Raw genomic sequence first — 6,685 nt, 5'->3', positions numbered from 1 at the left:
GGGAGGGGAGGGCAGGAGGGTGTGCTCGATGCGTTGGCCCAGCTCAACCAGGGCGGGATCCACCTGTTGCAGGCTTTGCAAGAGGGGAGTCTTAGCTTCCCCCACCAGCTCGGCCAACTGGGGCAGTTTGCCCAAGGAGGATCCCAAGGCCACCATCTCGCGCGGGTTGGCGGTGCCCGATCCGACGCGGTTGGCCAGCCGCTCCAGGTCGTACAGAGAGTCCAGAAGGGATCCCAGGCGGGCCCGCAGAGAAGGGTTTTCCAAAAGCTCTTGGATGGTGTCTTGGCGAAGGCGGATTTGCTCCGAATCCCGCAAAGGCTGCATTAGCCAGCGCCGCAAAGTGCGCCCCCCCATGGCTGTACGGCTGTGATCCAGCACCCAGAGCAGGGATCCGACAAAGGATCCCTCGCGGATGGTCTGGGTCAGCTCCAAGTTGCGGCGGGTTTGGGGATCCAAGATGAGGTAATCCGTCAACTGATAGGTGCGAGGGGGACGCAGGAGCGGATGGCCCCCCTGAGGAGAGGGCTGCACTAGGTTCTTTTGCGTCTCCTCCAAATAGTGCAACAGCCCCCCCGCCGCTCGAATAGCTAGGGGCAGCCCCTCACAGCCCAATCCTTCCAGAGAGCGCAGGCCGTAGGTCTGCATGAGGTTCTCCCGCGCCACCGCCAGTTCAAAAGGTTCGGCTGGGCGCAGGGTATAGGCGTATTGGTTGGGGAGACCCAGGGGCTTCTGGGGATCCCCTGGACGGATGAGGCCTAGTCCCAGCCCCTCCTCGGTGGGCAGCAAAACCTCTGCCGGCTGCAGCCGGGCCAGTTCCTGCTCCAGTTGCTCTTGCCCCTCGCTCTGACACACCCAGAACTCGCCGGTGGAGATATCCGCATAGGCTAGGCCCCAGCGGCAGGGAGCCTGCTTCGATCCTTTGAGCCGCACGACGGCTGCCAGGTAGTTGTTTTGCCGCGCCTGCAGCAGCTCCTCTTCGAGGACGGTGCCAGGGGTGATCACCCGCGTCACTTCCCGCCGCACCAAGCCCTTGGCCTGATCTGCCGGCTCCATCTGGTCGCAGACGGCCAGGGCATAGCCTTTGGCCACCAACTGGGCGGCATAGCGGTCAAAGGCGTGGTAAGGGATCCCGCACATGGGCACCCGCCCTATGGCCCCTGCTTCCCGCCCGGTGAGCACCAGCTCCAGCTCCCGCGACACCCGCTGGGCGTCCTGGAAGAACATCTCGTAGAAATCCCCCAGGCGGTAGAGCAAGATGGCGTGGGGATACTGCCGCTTCAGCTCCACATAGTGCTGCATCATGGGGGTGAGCAGGGCGGGATCCACCTCTAAGGCATCCCAAGTAGGCTCGGCGGAAGAACTCATGGCATCAAAACGTGGGCAAGCAATGGGCTGAAGGTTCGGAGTCTAGCCAACTCGGGCCGACCAGCTTGGGCCATTCTAGATCCAGGTCTAGATGAAGTTTGAGACGTTTCCCCAGCCCTTCTCCCCTGATTCCCATTTCGCGGTTGGTTGCCATGACCTCGCTCAGGGTAGTTGGATCCCCCCTGAGGTAAGGCCGAGTGGCTTGGCAAAGGATTCGTTCCTCCTTCACCCGTGCCCTCGGCTGTTCCCTGCCGATTTTGGTGCTCCTCACCCCCCTGGTGCTGGGATCCCCGGCGCAAGCTCAGCGGGGCAGCGGAGCTGGGTTTTATGGGTCGCCCTGGCCGTTCCTTCTTCGAGGCCGCTTTCCGGGCTCAGGAGTACCTCAGTCGGCTACAAGCAGAGATGACCTTCGCCAACGTCAACTCCGGCAGCGTCTCTAGCCTGCAGAATCAAGTGCAGAACCTGTTGGGCGACGTAAGTACGGATCCCAGCAGCTACACCTTCGCCGACTACAGCCGTAGCAAAGCTGCCCGCTACGCCGCCCGCGCTGCCCTACACCTGTTGGCGGCTGAGCGCCTCGGGGGGATGACTACCCTGACCAGGCGCTGATCTGGCCTACCCGGAACTGGGGATAGAGGGGATCCCTGCTGGCTGAGTTTCCGGGGTTAACCCCTCTATCTTCTCTGGCCCCTGCTGGAGTTGGGTCAAAGTGAAAGCCCCCAAAGCGGGGGCTGTTCTTGGTTAGATATTGATCGCGTCTTTACATCTCCCTTGGTGTACCTGCGTTTCCTGCACCTGTGGCACTTTCGCAACTACCGGGATCAAGAGATCACCTTTGACGCGCCCAAAACCATCCTGGTGGGGGAGAACGCCCAGGGCAAGACCAACCTGCTGGAAGCGGTGGAGCTGTTGGCCACCTTGCGCTCGCGGCGGGCCAGCCGGGATCGGGAGCTGGTATACCAAGAGGAGCGACAAGCCCAGATTGCCGCCACGGTTGAACGGCTGGGTGTGGCCCATGAGCTGGTGATGGAGCTGCGCAGCAGCGGCAGGCGATCCCTGAAGGTGGACGGGCAGGTGCTGCGCCGCCAGGCGGACTTTTTGGGACAGGTGAATGCCGTGGTGTTCTCCAGCCTGGATCTGGAGCTGGTGCGGGGCGCTCCGGAGACGCGGCGCCATTGGTTGGACGGGGTGTTGCTGCAACTGGAGCCGGTTTATCTCGGCCTGGTGGAGCAATATCGCCAGATCCTCAGGCAGCGCAACGCCCTTTTGAAGCAGGATCCCAAGGACTCTGTCCCGCTAACGCAAGCGGCTGCTGGCGTTCAGTTCTCGCAGATGGCCTTCTGGGATGCCCAACTGGCCACCACCGGTAGCCGAATTATGCGCCGCCGCGCCCGGCTGCTGCAACGGCTGGAGCCTTTGGCTGCTCACTGGCACCGGGTCATTAGCGGTGGACGGGAAACCCTGACCCTTACCTATCGACCCCAAGTGCCCCTGCCGGATCCCCAGGCCAGCCCCGAAGTGATCCAAGCCCAGTTTTTGGCCGAGATCCGCGCCAAAGCCGCCGCCGAACACTCCCTGGGCAGCTCTCTGGTGGGCCCCCACCGGGACGAGGTGGAGCTGTGCATCAACGGAGCCGCCGCCCGCGCCTATGGATCCCAAGGCCAGCAGCGCACTCTGGTTTTGGCTCTGAAATTGGCGGAGCTGGAGCTGATCGAGCAGGTGGTCAGGGATCCGCCCTTGCTGCTGTTGGACGATGTGCTGGCAGAGCTGGATCTGCACCGGCAAAACCAACTCTTGGAAGCCATTCAGGAGCGCGTGCAAACCTTGGTTACCACCACCCACCTGGGCTCCTTCGACGCCAGCTGGCTCAAGGCCGCCCAAATCCTTCAGGTGCAAGGGGGGCAGCTTTTTCCCAGCAAAACAGGGGATGGGATCCCGTAGGGCAGGCCGGAGCTCTGGCAGTGAGGGAAACCCTATCTGGGAGGGGGGCTGGGGGTGGTCGCGTCAGCGGCGCCGAGCGCTTGGGCTTTACAGCCGAGCGCGATCCAGGCTGCGGTATTGAATCGCTTCGGCAATGTGGGTGGGGGCAATGGCCTCCGCGCCCTCGAGATCGGCGATGGTGCGGGCCACCTTGAGGATGCGGTCGCTCCCCCGCGCAGACAGGGCCAACTTTTGGATGGCGCTTTCCAAGAGCTTGCGACAGGGATCCGAAAGGGAGCACCACTGCCGCAGGTGGCGGGATTGCATCTGGGCGTTGCAGTGGATCCCAGGCTCGTTTTGAAAGCGCTGCCGCTGCCGTTGTCGTGCCCGCTCCACCCGCCGCTGCACCGCTTGGGAAGATTCGCCGCCCTGGGCGCGGACAATTTCTTCCGGCTTAAGGCGGTTGACCCGCACCTGCAGGTCGATGCGATCCAGCAGCGGGCCGGAGAGCTTGGACCAGTAGCGCTCCCGCTGTTGCGGCGTACAGGTGCAGGGGTGAACGGGATCCCCGTAGAAGCCGCAGGGACAGGGGTTGGTGGAGGCCACCAGGGTGGTTTGGGCGGGAAACTCTAGGGAAACGCGGGCGCGGGAGATGGTGACTTTGCCATCTTCCAGGGGTTGGCGCAGCACCTCCAGCACCTCCCGCCGGAATTCCGTCAGCTCATCCAGGTACAGGATGCCATGGTGGGCCAGCGAGATCTCGCCGGGCTTGGGGTAGGGGCCGCCACCCACCAGCGCCACTGCCGAAGCCGAATGGTGGGGAGCGCGAAAGGGCCGCTGGGTGATCAAGGCGGTTTGTCCACCCAGGTGGAGATTTTGCCGCAACAGGCCGGCTGCCGAGTAGATGCGGGTGATCTCCAACATCTCTTCCCACTGCAGCTGGGGCAAAATGCCGGGCAGTCGCCGGGCCAACATGGTTTTGCCCGCCCCAGGGCTGCCCACCAGCAACAAGTTGTGCCCACCTGCCGCCGCTATCTCCAAGGCCCGCCGGGCGTGTTCTTGTCCTTTTACGTCCGCCAAGTCCAGAGGGGATTCCCAATTGGCCGACACCATCTGTTGCGGTTGGATCTGGATCGGCTTAACCCCGTTCGGGTGCTGCAGCCAGTTCACCACCGCCGCCAAGGAGGGCAGCCCATACACTTGGATCCCTTGCACCACCGCTCCTTCCGGCCCATTTTCCTGGGGTACCACCAGGCGGCGGATCCCCATCTCGGCAGCGCTGGCGGCAATAGGCAGAACCCCGGCCACCGGGCGTAGGGTGCCGTCTAGGGCCAATTCCCCCACCATCAGGGTGTTGGCCAGCGCTTCCCCCTCGATCACCCCGGAGGCCGCCAAGATCCCGATGGCAATGGGCAGATCGAAGCTGGGGCCCTCTTTGCGCAGATCGGCAGGGGCCAAGTTGACGATGATCCGCCGCTGGGGTAAAGCAAAGCCGGAGTTCTTGATCGCCGCCCGCACTCGCTCTTTGGCCTCCTGAACGGCAGTATCGGGCAGTCCCACCAAGGTGATCTGGGGCAAGCCACCGCCCACATCCACCTCCACCGTAACCTGCACGGCCCGGAGTCCCAGCAGAGCGGCAGCAGTGACTTGGGCAAACAATGCAGTCACCTCCCTCGGATAGTTCTTTTACCCTTTGCACAAGTGGCCGCAGGCCTATTCTGTCCCAACACGTATCCTGGCCGAAATTGGGATCCCCACGCTGCCGGCTGCATTTGCCCAAGGAGAATGTCACAATCATCTCAGGTTTTTCCTGCCCCAAAGGAGGCACGTCGGTTTTCGCAGTCGCAGTCTTTAATGAATGCGGGATCCCGGATCCGAGCTTGCCGAATGGCTCAGGCTTGGGTTGGCTGTTGCTGCCGCCTTTGCGCAGCACAGCAGCGGTGAGGCTATGTTCTGACCAGGATGGGAACCCCCAGGGGGGGATAGCAGGGATCCGGATCCCTCTGATCGCAGCCTGCACCTCCAACCCAGATTTCCCCAGCCATTTGCCCTTTGGCAGAGGTCAAAAGGCGGGCACACCCCTCTGCCGACAAGCCAACAGAGGGACGACCCCATCTCTAGGAGGCTGATGCCGGTGGTCTTTCCTGCTGCTGAACCCCCTTTCGAGCGTTTCTCTGGCTCTGGGAAAAAGCGCGCCCTAACCTGGAATGAACTGGAGGAGCAGGTGCAGCAGTTTGCCCAGCGCTACCGGGGGCAGGTGGTCCAGCTCAGCCCGCCAGAGCTGGCGGTGGCGCTGCAGGAGTTGTCGGAGCTGACGCAGGCGCTCGCCCTGGCAGCCCATCTTGCCGAGGGTTGCGAGAGCAGCAGCCTTCCAACAGCGATCCCGGCTGAGGCCGAACCAGAGATGGCCTGGACGAAGGCAGACCCCAGCTGGAGGGATCTGGAGCGGGTCATCTCCCTGCAGAGCCAGCTGTTGTTTTTCCCCCTGGAACTGCAATCCCTGACCGCCGTTCCCCTCGGCGAACCCGCAGCTGAGACGCCGCAGGAGCGAGAGGATCGGCCCTCGGATCCCTTGGCCGCTGCTTGTGCCGAGCCGGAGCTGCGCCCCTTTCGCCAGTTTTTGTGTCGCCTCCTGCAGCAGCGGGGTCACCAACAACCGGAGCCTCTGGAGTGCCTGCTCCACCAACAGTACCCAACAGGAAGGTTAGCTTGGCGGCAGTTGTGGCAAGTGACCCTGAACTCGCCTGCCGCGCTCCCAGATCACACCCTTGTCCAGCTAGGAACTCCGTCCCACTGGCGCGAACAGAGCTTACCAACCCACGCCAGCGCCGAAATCCGTTGGGCTGCCTATCAGCGGCTGGGCCAACACCTGGAGGCCCATGCAGATCTGGGTGGGTTTATCCTCAGCACCCTGATCCGCGACCACCTGTGGGAGGCCCAATGGCGGGGCTATGACTCTGCTGCCGACCTGTATCTGGCCCGCCACGGCCTGACTCAAACTTTTTTGGAGAACCTCCTGGAAGGGATCCGCGATCGGTTGGATCTGTTCCAGCACTATTACCGCCTCAAAAGCCGAAACATGGGGCGTTCCATTCGCATCTGCGACTTGCGTGCGCCCTGGCGGGATCCCGTGCCGCCCCTGACCTCTGCTGAGGCCACCTCTCTAATCTGGGCAGCCCTGCAGGACTTCTGCCCCGAGTGTGCGGCCCAGGCCAAACCCTGGCTGCTAGAAGTCGGCTCGGCAATCGAGGCAGACAAGCCCAATCGCGCAGCGGGCGCAGCCTTTCGCCCCGGCGAAACGGAGTTCTCGCCCAGGTCGGGAGAAACGGGATCCGGCGGGAGCGAGCTCCTGTTGAAGGTTCTTGCTATCATCAGCCAGCGGCTCCGGCCTGAGGATCCC

The 6,685-nt window shown here is 63.2% G+C and carries 3 protein-coding genes and 2 pseudogenes; 3 read left to right on the top strand and 2 right to left on the bottom strand.

The window, feature by feature from the left end:
* A pseudogene (locus NW815_RS00270) lies at positions 1-1,365 on the bottom strand (DNA mismatch repair protein MutS); the annotation flags it as partial.
* Between the two features lie 231 nt (positions 1,366-1,596).
* Here NW815_RS00270 and NW815_RS00265 point away from each other — a divergent pair.
* Complete coding sequence (locus NW815_RS00265; RefSeq protein ID WP_414389781.1) at positions 1,597-1,974, top strand: hypothetical protein; 378 nt, start codon at positions 1,597-1,599, stop codon at positions 1,972-1,974.
* Between the two features lie 165 nt (positions 1,975-2,139).
* The gene (gene recF, locus NW815_RS00260) at positions 2,140-3,306 is read left to right on the top strand and encodes a DNA replication/repair protein RecF (protein ID WP_414389791.1); all 1,167 of its coding nucleotides are present in this window, start codon (positions 2,140-2,142) and stop codon (positions 3,304-3,306) included.
* Positions 3,307-3,393: 87 nt separating this feature from the next.
* Here recF and NW815_RS00255 read toward each other — a convergent pair whose 3' ends face one another.
* Positions 3,394-4,944, bottom strand: a complete 1,551-nt coding sequence (locus NW815_RS00255; protein ID WP_414389788.1) for a YifB family Mg chelatase-like AAA ATPase — start codon at positions 4,942-4,944, stop codon at positions 3,394-3,396.
* Between the two features lie 469 nt (positions 4,945-5,413).
* Here NW815_RS00255 and NW815_RS00250 point away from each other — a divergent pair.
* Positions 5,414-6,685 (top strand): annotated as a pseudogene (locus tag NW815_RS00250) (peptidase M3); the annotation flags it as partial.

The organism is Synechococcus sp. R6-7 (genome assembly GCF_047461695.1).
Classification (GTDB): Bacteria; Cyanobacteriota; Cyanobacteriia; order Thermostichales; family Thermostichaceae; genus Thermostichus.
Note: the sequence above shows the minus strand (reverse complement) of the source record. Positions and strands in the feature narration are given on the sequence as shown.